This is a genomic window from Rhizobium sp. 2MFCol3.1 (assembly GCF_000377565.1).
Classification (GTDB): Bacteria; Pseudomonadota; Alphaproteobacteria; order Rhizobiales; family Rhizobiaceae; genus Rhizobium.
In genome coordinates this window covers 177,323-193,791 of record NZ_KB898363.1, presented here as the reverse complement: position 1 = coordinate 193,791, position 16,469 = coordinate 177,323, and the positions used below count along the sequence as shown (strand labels likewise).

Here is a 16,469-nt window from a genome sequence, read left to right as displayed (position 1 = left end):
GAGACAGCTCTGTATTGTCGATTTCGGATATCAGTATAACAAATCGGCCATCAGCATTCAGGCGAGAGTTTGGAGAACCTTGTCCGCAACCGACACGTCCGATGTGCCCTGGCCCTCCGCGATGCGTTCCCTAACCGAGCTTAACAAGGCTTTGGCTTCGTTGTCGCGCCCGCCAGACATCCACACGCGTGCGAGTACGGTCGCGCTGCGCAGTTCCCACGCGACCGCCTGCTGCTGTCGCGCAATTTCCAGCGACTTCTGAAGAAGCTTTTCGGCGGCCAGAGTGTCATTGGGATTGGTCTCGAGAAGCAACTCTGCGTCGACCCGGAGCAATTCCGGTGTGCACCAACTTCTCTCGATTATGCGCTCGCTCGCTCCGTACGCGGCCTGCTGAATAGGACAGAGCAGCGTGGCCATAGTCTCCTGTTGGAGACTGCCCTGCGGAGCGACGAGGCCGGCGACTGACGATGCGTCGCCCGTCGTGCGGTTTTGGATAATGGCATGGAACATCTTCCCCCATGAGTGCCAGTGGCCGAGCGTGTAACGAGATGCCGCATCAAGTAGCGTCATGGTCCTTTCAAGAGCGCGCTCGTTTTCACCCCGCCACAGCAATATCGGACAGGCCGCTAGTGCGAGCACCTGGCACAGCGCCATAGGGCCATCCTCCTTCGACAACTCGATCGCGTCGTCGATCACGGCCAACGCACGATCCCCCTTTCCCTCTAACCAGAGGGTGCGGGCCAGGACAATCCTCATCGAGACCCGCCTATCGACCTGCACGCTTCCGTAAGCTACCGGGATATTCACTACGGGATGCTGCAGGACGAGCTTCGCGAGTTCCGCAGCTCTGGTATGCTGTCCACTGAAGTGAGAAATCTGTGCAAGTACTCTCCTCACACCGAGTTTGGCGATGTCGTCGTCCACCCTTTCCGCGAGCTCCATCGCCTGCTCTATGTGCTCCAGAGCGACTGCGTAGTTTCCCATACCCAAGTTGAACGCGGCAGATACCATATGAGGTTCGATGCGGAATCGATCGTCACCTATCTTATTGGCGAGATGAGCAGCCCGGACGAGACCCGCCTCGTTGAAGCTTACGGGCCGAACCTGGTTCTGGTTTAGAATCCCATAAACCAGGTTAAGGCGCATTTCGGCAAGCAACTCGGGTGGCGCGAGCTCGCGTGCGTGCTGGATCGCTCGCTCTACATGAGTGCGAAATTCGTCCACCAAACCCATCTGCAGGCCCAGCGGGACCAGAAGCGCCGACAGTACCACCCCGGGGGCCGTTTCACCGTTCTCAGAAAATGCCCACGCAAGAGCCTGTCTTGCATCGCCAAGTATCGGTTCGTACGCCTCGAGCCATGAAGCTCGGCGCGTGTTCTGCCACTCGTGCTCAGCGCGACGAAGGACATCTGTCACATAGTCCAGATGAAGCCGCTTGACCCGTAAAGATTCATCCACTTCGCCGAGCTTTTCCAGCGCGTAGAGCCTTGTGCTCTCCAAGAGACGATAAGCGATCGTCCCCGCCCTGCTTGACGGATGCAAAAGCGACTTTCGAACCAGGCTGGCAACGCCTTCCCGTACCGCAAAGGGATTGAGGTATTCATCGCCGGCGACCATTACAGCGGCCTCTAGCGAAAAACTCCCTGCGAAGATGGACAACCGCCGCAAAAGCACGCGCTCGGCATCGGCCAGCAACTCGTAGCTCCAGTCGAGCATTTTACGGATCGTCTGATGCCGCTGGACAGATGTCCGCCTGACGACAGCAAGAACCTTCAGACGGTCCTCGAGACGTTCCGCGAGTTCGCTGACACCGAGAGTTTCGGTACGAGCTGCCGCGATTTCGATCGCAAGCGGGATGCCATCCAACCGTCTGCATATCTCGGCGATGGCGGGCAAATCCCGCTCCCCCATGAGCCAATTCTGATTGCACGACATGGCACGTTCAACAAATAGCTCTATGGCGGGATATTCCAGCGCGGTTTCCATGGTCAGCTCTTCCACATCGCTGGGGAACCCAAGCGGCTGAAGTTTGAAGAGCCATTCTCCCTGCGCCGAGAGCGGCTCGTGCGACGTTGCAAGCAGCTTGACGTTGGGTGCACCACCGAGGATCGCTTCCGCCAGCTCGGCTGCAGTGGCAATCACGTGTTCGCAGTTATCCAGAACTATCAGCAGGTTTTTCCGACAGAGGAAGTCCACCAGACTGCCAATAGGTCGATCGGATTCGAGGGATACATTGAGGGTCGCGGCGACCACATGCGGCACCATGGCTGCTTCTGAAATGGTCGCGAGATCGACGAAGCACGCGGGCGCGTCTATGCCTTCTTGAAAGCGGTGAGCCACCGCGAGTGCGACTGTGGTCTTCCCCGTTCCTCCCGGACCGACGACTGAAACTAGCCGCTGCCGGGTCAGTAATCCTAAAATGTCGCCGATATCGCCTGCTCGACCTACGATCCTGGAAAGTGGCAGCGGCAGGCTGGAGGAGATCGGCGCTCCATCGTTTGATGCCTTCGGCCCAAGCTCAGACCAGGAATCCAGACGTTCGACATTCGCGGTGAACCGATACCCCTGACCGACAACGTTGTCGATCAGCCTCAGATTTGCTGAAGCGTCCTGGAGTGCCCGGCGGAGGGCGTTGATGGTGACCCGCAAGTTACCTTCCTCGACGTGCGTCGATGGCCAAGCGGCCGCAAACAATTCAGCGTTGGTCAGAATTTCACCGGGCCTGCTAAGAAAAGCGTGAAGGATCGCCCCGGCTCGGCTTCCCAACTTGAGTTCTCTTGACCCCAACACGAGAGTTCTCGTTGCGGGATAGTAGATCAGCTCCTCAAAGGCAAAGCCAATGTCGCGGGTAAGCTTCCGCTCGGTAGCGGCCGGATTTGCCAATACTGAATTCCGCAAGCCTTCCCGCATAGCACTGTCTATTTTCTCGATAACGCTGTCCTCAAGAACAACGGAATGTACACCTCATTGCCCATCCTGTGCAATCACGCGTCACCACTGCTCTATTCGTCGCTTCCATGCAACAGCGCCCTGCATCTCCGCTTGGCGCAATGCCTGCTCGAAAAGACGGACCGCGCGTGCTCGGTCCGTCGGATAAAGACGCGACGCCCGGATTCTGAGTATCTCAGGCGCATTCCAACTCACGATTCCACTCTCGACTCTTTTCAACGCGTTGGAGCTCAGGAATCGATCGTCGAACGTGGGCAGCATGTCGCTGACCGAGACGTCTCTCAGCTCGTCGTCTTCATCCACGAGCTTCCCGAAGGAGGACGGAGTGAAGCGACCGCGCATATACGAGATAGCGTCGCCAAGGTTTGACGCAAGCCGTCCCCAATAGGCGTATTTGTTACGGATCGCGATGCCAAGCGCTGTCTCCGTCAGCGGTTCTGCCTGATCTAGCAGTCCTAGCCAAAGCGCCAACGGAACGGCACACATGGTCAACGCGAGACAAAGTGATGACGCGTGTTCGCGTGCACGCTCTAGGAGCTCTCCGTTTAGAGCCTGAGCCTCGTCGTCCCTTCCTTGAAGGAACGCCACCCTCGCCAGGATGATCTTCATGGACACTTTGTGGCTGATTTTCGAAAATGGCAGATTCTCAAAAGGGCTCTCGACAACCGCCTGCGCCAGCTCCTTCGCATCGGTCTGATGGCCCTCGAAATGAAGGGTCTGGGCTTTGAATCGCATGGCCGCGACCCTTAGCGCTTCGCTGTCCAGCTTTCTCGCGAGTTCGGTCATGCGATCTGCTGCAACTGTCGCTGTCGGATAGTCTCCTCGGACAAAGGCATCCCCCCATTCCGAGTAGATGGCTTCCGGCGTTTCCGATCCAGTTCGTTCCCGCCACTCGAGCGCCGCGTTGCGAGCTCTATCGTACGCGGCCGTCTCGCCGAGCTGTGTCAGCTCGGCGTTCAGTGACAGGCCGAGGGCGAGCACGTCAGGCGAAGCCGCCGGGCCGATATGACCCAGCCTCGCCATCGCTTGGTAGAGGCGATCTCTGTATTCTTGGAAGAGTTCGAAGTGTTGCGCGAAAGGTGCCGACGCAACCGTCAGCTTTGCGGCGATTTCGTCGTCGCCTCCTGAGGAAAAAGCCCATTCTAAAGCCGCCAGCACGTCGTCGACAAGGTCGCCGTAATGCCCAGCCCACGTGACGTTGTCCATGGACAGAAGGTCCGTCGGTGCATCCCTCATCAATTTCAGCATTAAATCTGCATGAAGTCGGCTGGCGCGCTGTCTCCGCTGTGCAGAAGCGAATTTTGCGACAGCATAAGTCCGGACGATTTCAGATAATTTGTAACGCGATACGCCATCGCGCACGTCCGCGCGCAGAAAGGACTTCGCCGCAAGATCAGCCAGTGAAACCGCCACATCGGCAGGCGTCAGGTCCTGACCTGCCGCTACGGCAACCGCATGATCAATCCCGAAGCCACTACAAAATACAGAGACGTCCGCGAAAACCTGCTTCTCAGGCGGCGACAATGTTTCGTATGTCCAGTCCAGCAGGGTTTTTAAAGTACGGTGTCGAGCAACCGCCGTTCGGCGGCCCGGAGTTTCGAGTATCGTTCGCGTCCCATTTTCACTGTTAAGCTCTCTAAGGCCGAGGACGTCGACGCGGGTCGCCAACAGCTCGATCGCGAACGGATTTCCGTCTAGCTTGCGACAGAGCCCTATCAATTCTGAGGTGTCGCACTCTGAAAGGGAAAAGCTCCGGGAAGATGCAGCCGCCCGCTCCCAAAAGAGCCGCAAAGCCGAAAAGCGCATCGCGTCGACCTCAAGCAGGTCGTCCCCACTTGGGACTTCGAGACCGGGGAGACGCAGAACTCGTTCGCCAGGAACCCGGAGCGGCTCGCGGGAGGTCGTCAATATCCGGATATGCGGAGCGCTGGTCAAAAGCGCTTCCACAACAGCAGCGGTGGATTCGATGACGCGATCGCAATTGTCCAACACGAGAAGAGCGCGTTGGGTCACCAGCAGCGGTCCCAATTCCTTGCTATTGCAAACAGCCTCGTGTCCGAAAGCTTTCCCCACCGCGGACACCACAGGCTCTGCTGCCGACAACGTCGATAAATCCACGTAATTGATCGGCTGCCCGGAGTTAGCGGCACTTATCGCCACTGTGCTTTTGCCGGAACCGCCGGCACCGACGATCGTCACGAGCCGCCAGGTCGCTAACGCGGTTTTGATACCGGCCACGAAGTCATCACGTCCGATCGGAGGCTCGATCAGCGGAGGCAGCGCACCGGCGAGTGCGGCCTCCGAAAAGGTGACCACGCTTTCGCGTTCAGCCCGGATTGGAGCCACGAACGAATAGCCGCGTCCATGTTCATTGGATATATAGTGTGCGGTGAGATTACTGTCGCCGAGCAGCCTTCGAAGGGAACTCATGTGTGCCCGGAGGTTCGCGGCATCGGTGCCCACTGCTGGCCATCCCCGAGAAATCAGTTCGTCCTGTGAAATGAGCCTGCCCGGCGTTTCCAGAAGGATTGCCAGAAGGTCCGTCAGGCGTTCGCCCATTCGCAGGGGCTGGCCATCCTGGTAGAGAAGACGTTCGTCCTCATCCCACTCGAACGGTCCGAACCTCAACAGGCGACCTGCGACTTTCAAAACTCTTTCCTTTGCTTCCCTGTATCTCTCATTTCAACTGACGGCCCGCACGACCGGACGGTCCCCAACCTAGCACCAGTCCAATGAAGAGAACCAGCGTACCTGCAATGACCGTGAACATAGCATACGCTCCGTGTGATTGCAGTACGGGCAGTAGTGCAAGCGGCGTCAAAGCCGAGCCGATGCGATTGGCCGACCAGGCAAATGACGTCGTCATCGCGCGACGACTGTTCGGAACCATCTCGGCGGCGTACAAAAACAACACTGGCAAAAAGAGCGAGACCAAAAGATTGAAGGCGATCCCGCAACCTATTAGCCACATCGGAACGGTCGTACTAGCAAACAAAAGGCCGATGAGCGCCATCGCCGTGGCACTTGCGATCAGAGCCGTTCGCCGTTGCACCTTGTCGATGAAATAGCCTCCAACGATTGTTCCCACGATTGGTCCGAGCGTGGATATGCCGAGATACAGCAGTGAGTCTTGGAGATTTATGCCTTTTTGGACTAAAACGGCCCCAGACAGCAAGGTGAAGCCAACTGTCGCCCAAGGGGTGAGGAAAAACACAAGCACTAGGAAGCCTACCACGAAGCGGTGAGTACGAAACTGATCGTCTTCCGTCGAGATGGACTTCGGGACACTCGGGAGATGTTTGAAGCGAGAAACGGGTCTCGATGCCTCGAAAGCACGAGCAGTGACGTTTGCCTGTGCGTCTCTTCCCTTGGACATCAACCAAGACCCGGACTCCGGGAGCCGGTAGAACAAGAACGAACACACGGCGGCTCCAGCCCCGCCGAACAGAAAACCCCACCTCCAGGCGTCGAACCCCAGGGGGGCGATGGGCGTGAGCCAGCGGACCAAGAAGATGAAAATCGTCGGCCCTGCATATCCGAACGCAGTGGCGACCATGACGAGTTTTCCCCGTTGTGCGGCGGGAAGGATGTCGGACAAATAAGAGAACATGAGAGGCGGATACGCACCGAGGGCCAAACCCGACAGCATCCGGAAAGCGACAAGCCAACCGACATCCGGAGCGAAGGCAGCGCCCACTGATGCAAGTGCAAGCGTAGCCATCACCGACGTAAGGCCGATACGCCTGCCGTGCTGGTCCGCAAGCCAGCCGAAAAGAGGCGCTCCCGCGATCGCCCCAATGTAAACCGCTGACAGAAGCCAGGAAATTTCCGTCTTGTCTGCGGCATACGGCGGCGACGAAAATACGGCCGCCAGGATTGAGCCGAAAGCAATTTCCGCGAGATCGAAGCTAAAGCCAAGCGCGCACGCTCCGATGATGAGCAGGTGGAGCCTCTTGAGCGATCCTGCCGACGTGGGAATGATGGGTTCGTTTCCTTGCACGCCGGTCTGCATTCGTCCCCCCTGTAAAATGAAGCCTACAAGCGGCGATAGGAGGAATTGCACCGAGACGTGAGTTAAACCTTGTTAAAAAGCGAAGGACGTCGAAGGAGTTGGCGCATATGGCATGGGAGGCATTAAGCGAACTAAATTCCGAGCGCTGACATTTCCAGCTCCCAGGCATCCATCCCGTCTTTGATCAACGTGTACACCTTCTCGTTCGAGCCGTCGTTGAGCATGAGGGCCAAGAACGTAAAAGGGGTGAGTGGCCCGCTCAGGTGCGTGACGCCTACGAAGAATGCGTGACCGAGCGTTTCATCGGGACGCTGACCATGCGACACAAAGAGCGCGTTGTGGCGGTCAAGCTGTCCATGCTTGTGACTATCGTGAGCATCTCTGATCTTTGCGAGTGCCGGATATCGCTGGCCAAGATCATCACGAAACGGGCGGGGCTTCCGGCCGATATGATGGGCTACGACTTCAGCTAGGATATCGATTTGCGACAGCGCATGAACAGCGAGGTGTTTGGATTGCTGGTTGGCCTTCCAGGCCTCGGCGGCCGGCACGACATATTCGGCCATGAAGTCGTTTGGATGCATGAAACGCTCGAAGCAGAAAAAGGACTCGGATGCTGTAGAAAAGCAGTACTTACTACGATATCGATTACAACCCTAAGATTTATCGAAAGCGGGAGCGGGCTTTGTCCTTTGACGACATGCTGAATGACGTGGTGATCTTGGTGAAGAAAGACGGCACGATCGCCAAAGAAGGCATCAAAGCTCAGGTTTCCAAGGGGGCGATTATAACTTTCGACGGAAGTTTACCGATTGAGCCAGGTGACCATTTCGTACGCATTCAAGAGAGCGGTCTTGCCGAGGACTATGTCGTCATCGATCCAGGATATACCTCCGGAATCGGCGGTCGTGCTGGCATTCCAAATCACTTCCAGAGCAAAGTCCGTCGAAGCAATGCTCCTGCCGCGCCGCCTTCGACCATAATCAACAACCTCCACGGGGCAAACGCGCGGGTAAATATCAACTCGACCGATAATTCCACGAACACGACGATCACCGTCCAACCCCTGGAAGTCGCCGCACTACTCGAGAAAATCAAGCCCCACCTTTCCGCGCTTCCCGAGGAAGCAAGGAGCAAGATGCAGGTGTCGATTGAACTGGTTGAAGCAGAAATCCGATCGGGAGCCGGTAAAAGCTCTGTCCTGATGGAAGGGTTGAAATCGATGAAGGTGATCGCGGAAGGCGCAGCAGGAAATTTGGTCGCGGCCGGTATCGGAGCTGTGATTGGATCGCTGATTGGGGGCTAGCCGGGTTTTTTCCCCATATCCCACATGGGCACTACCAAATGGATGTATTAGGTACTCTCTTCAAAACGATGAGCCGCGTTTGCGTTGGTGGGGGGGTAGGGCAAGAAAATTAGTCCTTGCACTTCTTCACTCGCTGAAGCCAAGCCAGTAACCGCAAACTGCGCGAGCCGATCAAGGGCTGTTCTGATCGAGGGAACGCCTCCATTTCGCTGGGGACGTGCCGAACTCCTTCGTGAACACCCGGGTGAAGTGGCTCTGATCTGAAAATCCGCAGCACACGGCGGTCTCCGCCAGTGATGTGGTCCGGTCTATCAGGATCGCTTTAGCGTGTTCAAGGCGTGCAAGAACCGACCACTGATGCGGTGAAGTTCCGACCGTGTCGGTAAACGATCGCGTGAAATGACGGGTTGAAATTCTGCAAGCCTTCGCGACTTCGGAAAGGTTTGGTGTCGAACGCATGTCCCCGGAGAGCATCTGCTTGGCGATCTTCAACTGCCATGGTGCCAGCTGATTGCAATTACGGCCACTGGCACTCTGCGATCGTCCATATCGCTCAACAGCATGAGCGCAAAGAGCAAGGATGATCTGCTCAGCGAAATGTGTGTTTCCACCGTTTTCGCTCCTGTGGCTGAGGTTCAAGCACGTTGCCAGGTCAGAAATGACCTCGTCCTCGATCTCCTGCCCCCACTCGACGGACAAGCCGTAGAAGTTCTTAATTCCAGATTTTCGCGCACATTTAACCAAGGCATCGGTTGGCAGGAAAACCTCAAAGTGCTGCCCGTCGTCGCCAGCACTCGTATGGCAGCCCTCGACAAAAACGACGTTCTTGGACGAGCCACCACCTTGAACGACGACAGTGATGCCCTCCATATGCGCCGCACCAAGCAGTTTATTCGTGGCTGCTCTTGGCAGATTGGAGGTTGATTTTCCGTTTTGCGCGGCGGACTGGGCACGGCTTGGAGTTCCCCAATCAGCCGAGCGCTCAGCGAAGTCAGTTATTTGCTGCTGTCGGCTGACAAACTGGTTCATGACCCGCTCCAAAGCTATCAATGGGATCACTCTGGAGCCTAAATCATTAGTGCGCGAGTTAAACTCCGTTAAAAAAGGCAACTCGCGTAGTTTAACTCCCACTATTGACTGAATACTTGGCCTTTCTCCATGCCCCCGGCGTCATTCCGACCAATTGCGCAAAAACCCTTGTGAAATGGCTTTGGTCAGCAAACCCGCAAGCGAGCCCGACGTCGCCGAGACAAGCGTTCGTCTGACTCAGCAGTAACTTGGCCTGCTCGACGCGGGCGTTCTGAATGTAAAGGTGAGGAGCTGTGCCCATCGTTTGTCGAAAGGCTCGTTGAAAATGACGATGCGATATCCGACACTCGTCCGCAAGGTCGCCCACGGTGAGACCGCCCTCTGTTCCGGCCGCTATGAGCTCTTGTATTCGCTTTTGCTGCCATGGAGCCAAGCCGCCTCGGCGTCGACGACTGTGAGGAGTCATTCCCCCATACGCTTGCGCCAAGTATGCTACCAACGCCGCTCCGACATGATTGAAAAGACCATCCTCGCGCCCCTCGCCCGAGCGCAGCGCCGACATTAAAACCTTCATAAGATTGATGACGGTTTCGTCGTAGACGCCTTGACCCGCTTGGGAACCCAAGCCCGCGATTTCTTCGGACTGGCAAGCCTCGGCAGCCTCGTCGAGCGCATGGCGGGGAATGTGCAGGTTAATAGAATGAAAGGGGTGCTCGAAGTTCAGACGCATGGGGCGATTGAGGTCCTGAAATACGGCCTCCCAAGGCCCCACGTTCACCGCCGGACATTCGGCATCCACCTCCCCAATGCTAACAAACCGAACAGGGGAAAGGTAAAGCGAGACCATATACGCGTCTTGGCGGGGAAGCGGTTTGGTCTCTAGTCGCTGGTTGGGTGATCGAATTTCCGTAAGCTCCAGTACCGACAGGGCCGCGGTCTTAATAACAGCGCTTCGCGCGCTTTCGTTTTGAAAGGCAGTGCGGAGCTCGCGGCCGAATTGCCCACCTCCGGGTTCAACCTCTGTCATCGTCCTGGTACTCCTCCGTAGACATAAGCTGTGGCTTAGGGAGGAATGTTCGGGCAATGGCAGAGTGCCCGTTGGCGCGCGCGGAGACGCTCTATATGGCCATGGCGTCCAAATCGTTCTCTTATGTTCAAAAAACGCGTTGCCGCTCAGTCCCGGCAGCGGGCGGGCTCAGCTAGACTGCGGCGTCTAAACAGAGCGGCACTGACGAGCTATCTTATCAATGTCGGGACGGTGCCGCGAAATATGGAGGCGGCTTGCGTTCGATCCTGAGAGGAAAGCGAGGGCGCTCTTGCACAGTCTTAATGCTGCACACGCCAAATCTCGGGGTGGACCCCGACGTGACGGCTGAAAGCTGAGACGAAGTGAGGAATGTCTACGAATCCCACTATGTCGCGTACTTGATCCAGCGGGATGAATGGCCGGACAAGCAAAATATCGCGCGACGTGCCCACCGCACAAGCTTCCAGCCACCGCCAGGGCGGCATCCCGGTTGTTTTTCTGAATGACCTCGCAAATTCAAGGGCTGGCAGCCCGCACTGTGCCGCGATGTCGTCGAGGGAAATCCCACCGTCCAAATGTGCCCGCAACATCTCGCATGCCATCGCCTTTTGCCATGGCGAAAGCGGCTTTGGTTCGGCCATGCGCGTTGGCGACCGCCCGCTGGAGACCCCGTAGGTCCGCAATACGTGAGATGCAGTGGCCATCGTCAGATGATCCGTAAAAAGTCGGTTGGCATGCTCCGCCCTCTTGAGCGAAGGGAGAATTGTCTTTCCGAGTGTCGCTAAAACGCGGTCCTGATGCCCGTCCAACAGGGAAAGGCGAAATTCATCGACCGTCGCTAGTCCCTCGCGCTCCGCTATCTGGTTCAGGGCGGACTTTGGCATATGGAAACTAACGTGGTGAAACGCCTCCAATACTCTTACTGAAGGTTCGCTTCTCAAGTCATAGAGGACCGTAGTTCCTGCGGCCAACGGGTTTGTCTTCAAGAAATCATTCGCGATCCAGAGGTCATAAGTGGGGCTATTGCTGACATGGATTGTCACCAGCAGGCTGTCTTCGGAAGGAATGGGCGAAGATTTTTCGGGATCGGGCGAACGGCAATGCATCTCGGTCACGGTGATCGGAGCCTTGTCCAATTGCCGCATGACCAACGGCTGACGCGGCTCGAAACTGAATTTCGAGTGCATCCACCGATCGAAATCCACATCGTCACGCTCGGTACCGCTCATGTGCTCCCCCGGATTTCGCCCGGCTCACAATGGCGGCACCTTCCGGCTAAATCTTGCAGCGAACAGACTGATTTGTACGATTGCGGCCAAAACCGTTCAGTCGACTGTCAGGACGATCTTCCCGGATTTGTGAGAACGGTCGCCGTCAAGCATCTTGTGCGCCTCAGCAGCCATCGACAGTGGTAGGACTTCCCCGACATTCGTGGAGAGCTCACCCACGTCGATCGCTGCGGCAATATCGATCAGGTCAGCACTTGTGACATCGACGAGGAAGAACCTTGCGTCGACCCGAGCCGCTGCCGCGATCTCTCTATCCGGCTGCGACACAGCGGAAACCAGACGACCTCCAGGCCGCAACACCTCGAAAGAGCGCCGCTGCGTATCTCCTCCGATCAGGTCGATGACGGCATCGAAGTCTCGCGTGACCTCTTCGAAGCGTGTCTGCCCATAATCGATGACGCTGGTTGCGCCGAGACCGTAGAGATATCTCTCGGCGGCCCCGGAGGCGGTCACCGTGATATGTAGTCGCGCCCTGCTTGCAAGTTGGACCGCATACGATCCAACGTTTCCGGCAGCCCCGTGAATTAGGACCCTTTGACCGGCCCGGAGCTGTGCGTGCTTGAACAGTGCCTGCTTGGCGGTAACCGCGACGACCGGCACCGATGCGGCTGCCACGTCGTCAATAGTAACGGGTTTCTTGGCCAACATCTCCGCCTCCGCCAGTGCGTATTCGGCATAGGCCCCGACGAAGCGCGAATTGGTGACGCCGAAAACGGCGTCTCCTTGCTTAACGCTCACAACTCCAGGCCCTATATTGGCGACCACCCCGGCGAAGTCGGAACCGAGTGTCAGGGGGAGAGGTTGCGGCAGTGCACTTCGGCCCGCGCGTATCCACCCGTCCCAGGGACCGACGCCGATCGCTCCCACCTTCACAAGGACCTGCCCCGGTCCCGGCCGCGGGCAAGGAAGGCGCTCAGCAAGAATAACATCCGGTCCGCCGAACTTGTGGACGCGGTAGGCGGTCATTGTCCTATAGCCTTGGTGGTTGGTCTTGGTAAGTTCGAGCATCGACATGCAAATCTCCCATGCTTGCCGTCATAATCGCTCTGATTTTCAGATTTCAGCGGCAAACAGTCTGGAGCAAAAACTGCCCGAATGGCTCGTTTCGGCCATTAAAATGGATCGATGAAATCACGGCAGCCCCTCTCTACCGTTCAGGGCCGTGGTGTTCCAAAAGTGGCGAAACGGTACAATCCAGTTCGCACCCACCGTGTCAACGTCAGACCGTTCCCCCAGCCGTGCGACAATCGCGCGGTAGCAGACGAGCCATCCGCGGGCCGTGCTGCAACCTGCCCGCCGAGTCCTCAGCCTCCTCGGCGGGCCCTTTTTTGGGGCGCGAGCATAGCGGTAGGAGATGACATGCCAAAGTTTCGCACAACAGAAACGCCCGAACAGGCATCCGGCAGCTTTCTTGGCCTGCTGATCATTGTGAGCATGCTTGCAATGATCGTGGCGCTGTTCGTTACCACAGACCCCCTCGCCGGCCATTCCCTCCAGTCACACGTCTACGTTCCCGAAGCGACGGGCGACTGACACAACGGCGACTTTGCTGCCACAAATTTCCTTGGAGCGACTTATGTTAATTCTACTGGCATTTTTGATAGGGTGCGCGGCCGGCCTGCGGGCATTCACCGCACCGACTGCGGTCTCCTGGGGGGCGCTTTTGATGATCTTCGACGTTCCAGCCGCATCATGGCTGTCCTTCATGGCGTCGAAATGGACGGCGGGGATTATGTCCGTGCTGGCATGTTTCGAGTTCTTCACCGACAAGCGACCGTCCACTCCATCGAGATTGGTACCCGTCCAGTTTTCAGCCAGACTTTTGACCGGCGCGCTTGCGGGCGCAACTCTTGGCGCAGCTCACGAAAGCACCCTCGTCGGTGCGGTCGCTGGGATTTTGGGATCGATCGCCGGAACCCTCGGCGGCTCCTTTATCCGCCGAAAAATGGCGCAGTCTTTTGGGCGAGACCTTCCAGCCGCTTTGACAGAGGATGCGGTGTGCATCGCGCTGGCGGTGGTTTCAGTTTCGGCATCTCAGTTCATCTAGGAGCGATGACATGCCCGTAGCGAGCTATCGATCGAAATTTCTGGAAATTCTTTGCCAAGTCTGTGATCTGGCAACCACCGACGAGCGCCCTGACGACTTCAATTGGAGGGCCGACTATATCGCCCGAAATTCGCTCTGGTACAGGTTCCAAGGGCACGGTTGCTCATTCGACGGAGCAGCAGACGGACGATTGCTCGACATCGACACAGGACACGTGCAGCGGTTGAGCCCCTCCCTGATGTCCTATTCGTTGCTCGAGTTCGACTGCAACGAACTGATTGCGGCATACAACGGCCCAAACCTGTCGCCGGTCTGCGTGGCTCAGGGGTTGGTCGTCTCATACAATGCGACACCGGAGATCGTCTCGCTTCATATCGAGAAAACGGCAGGGTCCGAATTTGCGCGTGTTTCGAAGATAGAGACGTCGATTATTTTCATAGGTTTCAAACACCTTAGCGACGCAGGTCCGAACGAAGCCGTACTCGCGCGCACGGCTTCGCTTACCTCTCAACACTGGTATCACGAGCGTCACTTCTTCGGGGCCGCGGCTATCTGACAAGCCGTGGGGCGACGGCTTGTCTGTCGGCGATAGGTGACGGGCGTCGTCACGAGGGAACCGTCTTCCTGCGAAAGTCACCGACGGCCTTGCAAAATCGTGGGTTCCAAGCCTACCATTGAGGGGTCGGACTCGTTCCCGGCGCTATCAATGCCAACCGTGACCTGCCGGTCCTCGATTAAGCTGCATGTGACACCGATGCTTTCCAGCGATGCCTTATTTTCCGAGCTTTTTACAGCGGTAAAAAAGGCGGCTCTACCTCATCCGACCTCATCAAAATTCATTCCTGAGAGCTGGAAAGCGGCAGTCGACGCGATAAGTGAACCATCGGTGCGAGATGCGAACCTTTTCAAAAGCGCAATCGTGATAGGTGGCAATTTACAGACGCTGAGAACAAAGTATCTCGAAAAGCTGTTCGTGGGACTCACTCCTGTGCAGGCTGTCGCGTTTGCGATCGCTGATGCAAATCGGGCCTGGGTAATCATCCGACAGAAGAGCCAGGAAGCTCAAAGCGAGGCTGCGGCGAAGTCGGAGGCTGTCTACACATCGACAATGGGTCGAGCGACGTTAGACGTTGGACCGACAGCGACCAACGGCTCCGCCGATATGCTGAACACGACATTTGTTGACTGCATCCCTCACTGGTTTTCCTACGCGCGGTTGGCTGACACACCCTCAAGACTCCCGTTTGAATACGCGCTCGTCGCCCCCAAAGCTCAGTATGGTTTTTCGCTAGAACACACGTTCAAAGAAATCTGGCTTCAGATTTGCTGGGAACCATGGAGCATAGTTCGCTGCGATTCCGGATGGCTCGTATTTCCAGACGAACCAAACGACCGTGGGCTATGGAGTGCTTGGGGCTGGCGTGACGAAGCGTTGGCCTATCAGCACGCCATCAACCGGCTGCATTTTCAAGACGCCGAGCCTGAGATACCCAATCCACTGCTTGAAAGGACAGCCGTTGCAACCGTCGCAGGCGACGGGAGAGTGAAGATCGTGACAGGACCACCCACAGCCGCGCACAATCGCGATGTGAGTTCGGCAATGATTACCCTTGAGACGAGTTATCTCGGAGAGTTCGCAGACGATCCGATCTCTCCCTCTCAGCCGGCCGTAACACTTCGAAAGCTCGAGCTTGCGACCCGGACACTTCAGGACGTGGCGAAGCTCATCTTGGGGGATGACGCGGATGTCGAGTACAGGACCGAAGAGGATATTGAGCGTATCTCGTGCGCTTTTCCAGAAAGTGAACTCACGTCGCTTCTATCGGAGGCTCTTGCAGTACCGATCGCCACGGCAGAGCTTTACCTAAAGCACCTGGTATGTAATCCGCTCGACGATCTGGGTGCTCTTTTTCGGAATGCACTGTGGCACCGCCCGTTGGTGGCAAGTGGCTCCGACCAACCACTCCGTATCGTCGCCGGATCGTTGGTATGGGGCTCGCCCGTCAGACGCTTCGAGCATTGGCTGCAGGAGGCAAACAAATCAAAGGACCCGAGCGACCTTTCTAAAACGCCACTGGGCCTCAAGTATGAGGCTGCGCTACGCGGGCGTTTAAGTAATGCGATCGCCGCCAACCCCATTCTGGCCCCAGCATCGACCAGAGCCTTGCCGATTCCAGCGCGTCAAGGGGGAGAGGAAATCGACGGAGTGCTTCGAATCGGCTCTACGATATTGGTACTTGAGATCAAGTGCTTCCTCTCTCCATCTGAGCCGATTGAACGCCACAACTACCTACGCAAACTGGAAAAAGCATGCGCGCAGGCCAGCCGGAAAGCGGAATGGCTCGAACAAAACCCGGGAGAGATTGAACAACTATTTGGCAAACTACCGCCTCGTGACCAGTTGCGGTTCGTTCCCTTAGTGGTCGTAAACCAGAGCGCTGGAATTACGTGTAAGTTTTCCGGTTCAATTATCGTCGATGCTCTTTTCCTTGAGTTGTTCTTGGGCGGCGGCAGCATCCGGACAGGCGCGGTTCGAGACTTCCGAAAAGCAGACCTCCTGCGATACATCAGTACCCAGCTCTACACGACAGTCGACGAGGCAGAGGCAGCGATCCCTTCATTGTTCGAGCACCATCCCGGACTAGAGCCGTACAAGGCCTCAGTCGACTGGGAGCAGTCGACCGTTCCACTGCACAATGGTTCCGAGCTAAATGTTGTATTTCCAGTGATGAGCGAGGCAGCGTTCACCGCAAGCTATCCAGCCGTGGATGCTGTGCTATCGCGAAATGAATAAACGCTCGGCTCGACGT

At 57.0% G+C, this 16,469-nt stretch carries 13 protein-coding genes; 5 read left to right on the top strand and 8 right to left on the bottom strand.

Features of this window, described 5'->3' with window-relative positions; translation table 11 throughout:
• Positions 1–57: 57 nt before the first annotated feature.
• From D460_RS0120735 to D460_RS0120720, 4 genes are all read right to left on the bottom strand, one after another.
• Positions 58–2,883: a winged helix-turn-helix domain-containing protein gene (locus D460_RS0120735; protein ID WP_018900505.1), complete on the bottom strand. Its 2,826-nt coding sequence runs from the start codon at positions 2,881–2,883 to the stop codon at positions 58–60.
• A 108-nt stretch (positions 2,884–2,991) separates the two neighbouring features.
• The gene (locus D460_RS0120730; RefSeq protein WP_018900504.1) at positions 2,992–5,598 is read right to left on the bottom strand and encodes a winged helix-turn-helix domain-containing protein; all 2,607 of its coding nucleotides are present in this window, start codon (positions 5,596–5,598) and stop codon (positions 2,992–2,994) included.
• Positions 5,599–5,626: 28 nt separating this feature from the next.
• On the bottom strand, positions 5,627–6,961 hold the full coding sequence (locus D460_RS0120725) for an MFS transporter (RefSeq protein ID WP_018900503.1): 1,335 nt from the start codon (positions 6,959–6,961) through the stop codon (positions 5,627–5,629).
• A 131-nt stretch (positions 6,962–7,092) separates the two neighbouring features.
• The gene (locus D460_RS0120720; RefSeq protein ID WP_018900502.1) at positions 7,093–7,545 is read right to left on the bottom strand and encodes a hypothetical protein; all 453 of its coding nucleotides are present in this window, start codon (positions 7,543–7,545) and stop codon (positions 7,093–7,095) included.
• A 101-nt stretch (positions 7,546–7,646) separates the two neighbouring features.
• Here D460_RS0120720 and D460_RS0120715 point away from each other — a divergent pair, with 101 nt between their 5' ends.
• The gene (locus D460_RS0120715; protein ID WP_018900501.1) at positions 7,647–8,267 is read left to right on the top strand and encodes a hypothetical protein; all 621 of its coding nucleotides are present in this window, start codon (positions 7,647–7,649) and stop codon (positions 8,265–8,267) included.
• Between the two features lie 171 nt (positions 8,268–8,438).
• On the opposite strand, the gene D460_RS34605 is transcribed toward D460_RS0120715, so the two are convergent.
• The 4 genes from D460_RS34605 to D460_RS0120695 form a co-directional block, all read right to left on the bottom strand.
• Positions 8,439–9,296 (bottom strand): AraC family transcriptional regulator, encoded by an 858-nt coding sequence (locus D460_RS34605; RefSeq protein ID WP_018900500.1) that lies wholly within the window; start codon positions 9,294–9,296, stop codon positions 8,439–8,441.
• Between the two features lie 91 nt (positions 9,297–9,387).
• Positions 9,388–10,323 (bottom strand): AraC family transcriptional regulator, encoded by a 936-nt coding sequence (locus D460_RS33400; protein ID WP_018900499.1) that lies wholly within the window; start codon positions 10,321–10,323, stop codon positions 9,388–9,390.
• Positions 10,324–10,622: 299 nt separating this feature from the next.
• On the bottom strand, positions 10,623–11,552 hold the full coding sequence (locus D460_RS0120700; RefSeq protein ID WP_018900498.1) for an AraC family transcriptional regulator: 930 nt from the start codon (positions 11,550–11,552) through the stop codon (positions 10,623–10,625).
• A 96-nt stretch (positions 11,553–11,648) separates the two neighbouring features.
• On the bottom strand, positions 11,649–12,626 hold the full coding sequence (locus D460_RS0120695; RefSeq protein ID WP_018900497.1) for an NADP-dependent oxidoreductase: 978 nt from the start codon (positions 12,624–12,626) through the stop codon (positions 11,649–11,651).
• 345 nt (positions 12,627–12,971) lie between these two features.
• On the opposite strand from D460_RS0120695, the gene D460_RS36035 reads away from it, so the two are divergent.
• The 4 genes from D460_RS36035 to D460_RS0120675 all read left to right on the top strand — a co-directional run bounded on the left by D460_RS36035 (position 12,972) and on the right by D460_RS0120675 (position 16,453).
• Positions 12,972–13,145, top strand: a complete 174-nt coding sequence (locus D460_RS36035) for a hypothetical protein (protein ID WP_018900496.1) — start codon at positions 12,972–12,974, stop codon at positions 13,143–13,145.
• 43 nt (positions 13,146–13,188) lie between these two features.
• Positions 13,189–13,659, top strand: a complete 471-nt coding sequence (locus D460_RS0120685; RefSeq protein ID WP_018900495.1) for a DUF4126 family protein — start codon at positions 13,189–13,191, stop codon at positions 13,657–13,659.
• 10 nt (positions 13,660–13,669) lie between these two features.
• The gene (locus D460_RS0120680) at positions 13,670–14,215 is read left to right on the top strand and encodes a hypothetical protein (protein ID WP_018900494.1); all 546 of its coding nucleotides are present in this window, start codon (positions 13,670–13,672) and stop codon (positions 14,213–14,215) included.
• Positions 14,216–14,365: 150 nt separating this feature from the next.
• On the top strand, positions 14,366–16,453 hold the full coding sequence (locus D460_RS0120675) for a hypothetical protein (RefSeq protein ID WP_245267774.1): 2,088 nt from the start codon (positions 14,366–14,368) through the stop codon (positions 16,451–16,453).
• Positions 16,454–16,469: the final 16 nt, after the last annotated feature.

Bases quoted from the DNA above. Each gene is read 5' to 3' on its own strand.
- D460_RS33400 (WP_018900499.1), bottom strand. From the start codon at position 10,323: ATGACAGAGGTTGAACCCGGAGGTGGGCAATTCGGCCGCGAGCTCCGC.
- D460_RS0120695 (WP_018900497.1), bottom strand. From the start codon at position 12,626: ATGTCGATGCTCGAACTTACCAAGACCAACCACCAAGGCTATAGGACA.
- D460_RS0120700 (WP_018900498.1), bottom strand. From the start codon at position 11,552: ATGAGCGGTACCGAGCGTGACGATGTGGATTTCGATCGGTGGATGCAC.
- D460_RS36035 (WP_018900496.1), top strand. From the start codon at position 12,972: ATGCCAAAGTTTCGCACAACAGAAACGCCCGAACAGGCATCCGGCAGC.
- D460_RS34605 (WP_018900500.1), bottom strand. From the start codon at position 9,296: ATGAACCAGTTTGTCAGCCGACAGCAGCAAATAACTGACTTCGCTGAG.
- D460_RS0120675 (WP_245267774.1), top strand. From the start codon at position 14,366: ATGCCAACCGTGACCTGCCGGTCCTCGATTAAGCTGCATGTGACACCG.
- D460_RS0120685 (WP_018900495.1), top strand. From the start codon at position 13,189: ATGTTAATTCTACTGGCATTTTTGATAGGGTGCGCGGCCGGCCTGCGG.
- D460_RS0120725 (WP_018900503.1), bottom strand. From the start codon at position 6,961: ATGCAGACCGGCGTGCAAGGAAACGAACCCATCATTCCCACGTCGGCA.
- D460_RS0120680 (WP_018900494.1), top strand. From the start codon at position 13,670: ATGCCCGTAGCGAGCTATCGATCGAAATTTCTGGAAATTCTTTGCCAA.
- D460_RS0120720 (WP_018900502.1), bottom strand. From the start codon at position 7,545: ATGCATCCAAACGACTTCATGGCCGAATATGTCGTGCCGGCCGCCGAG.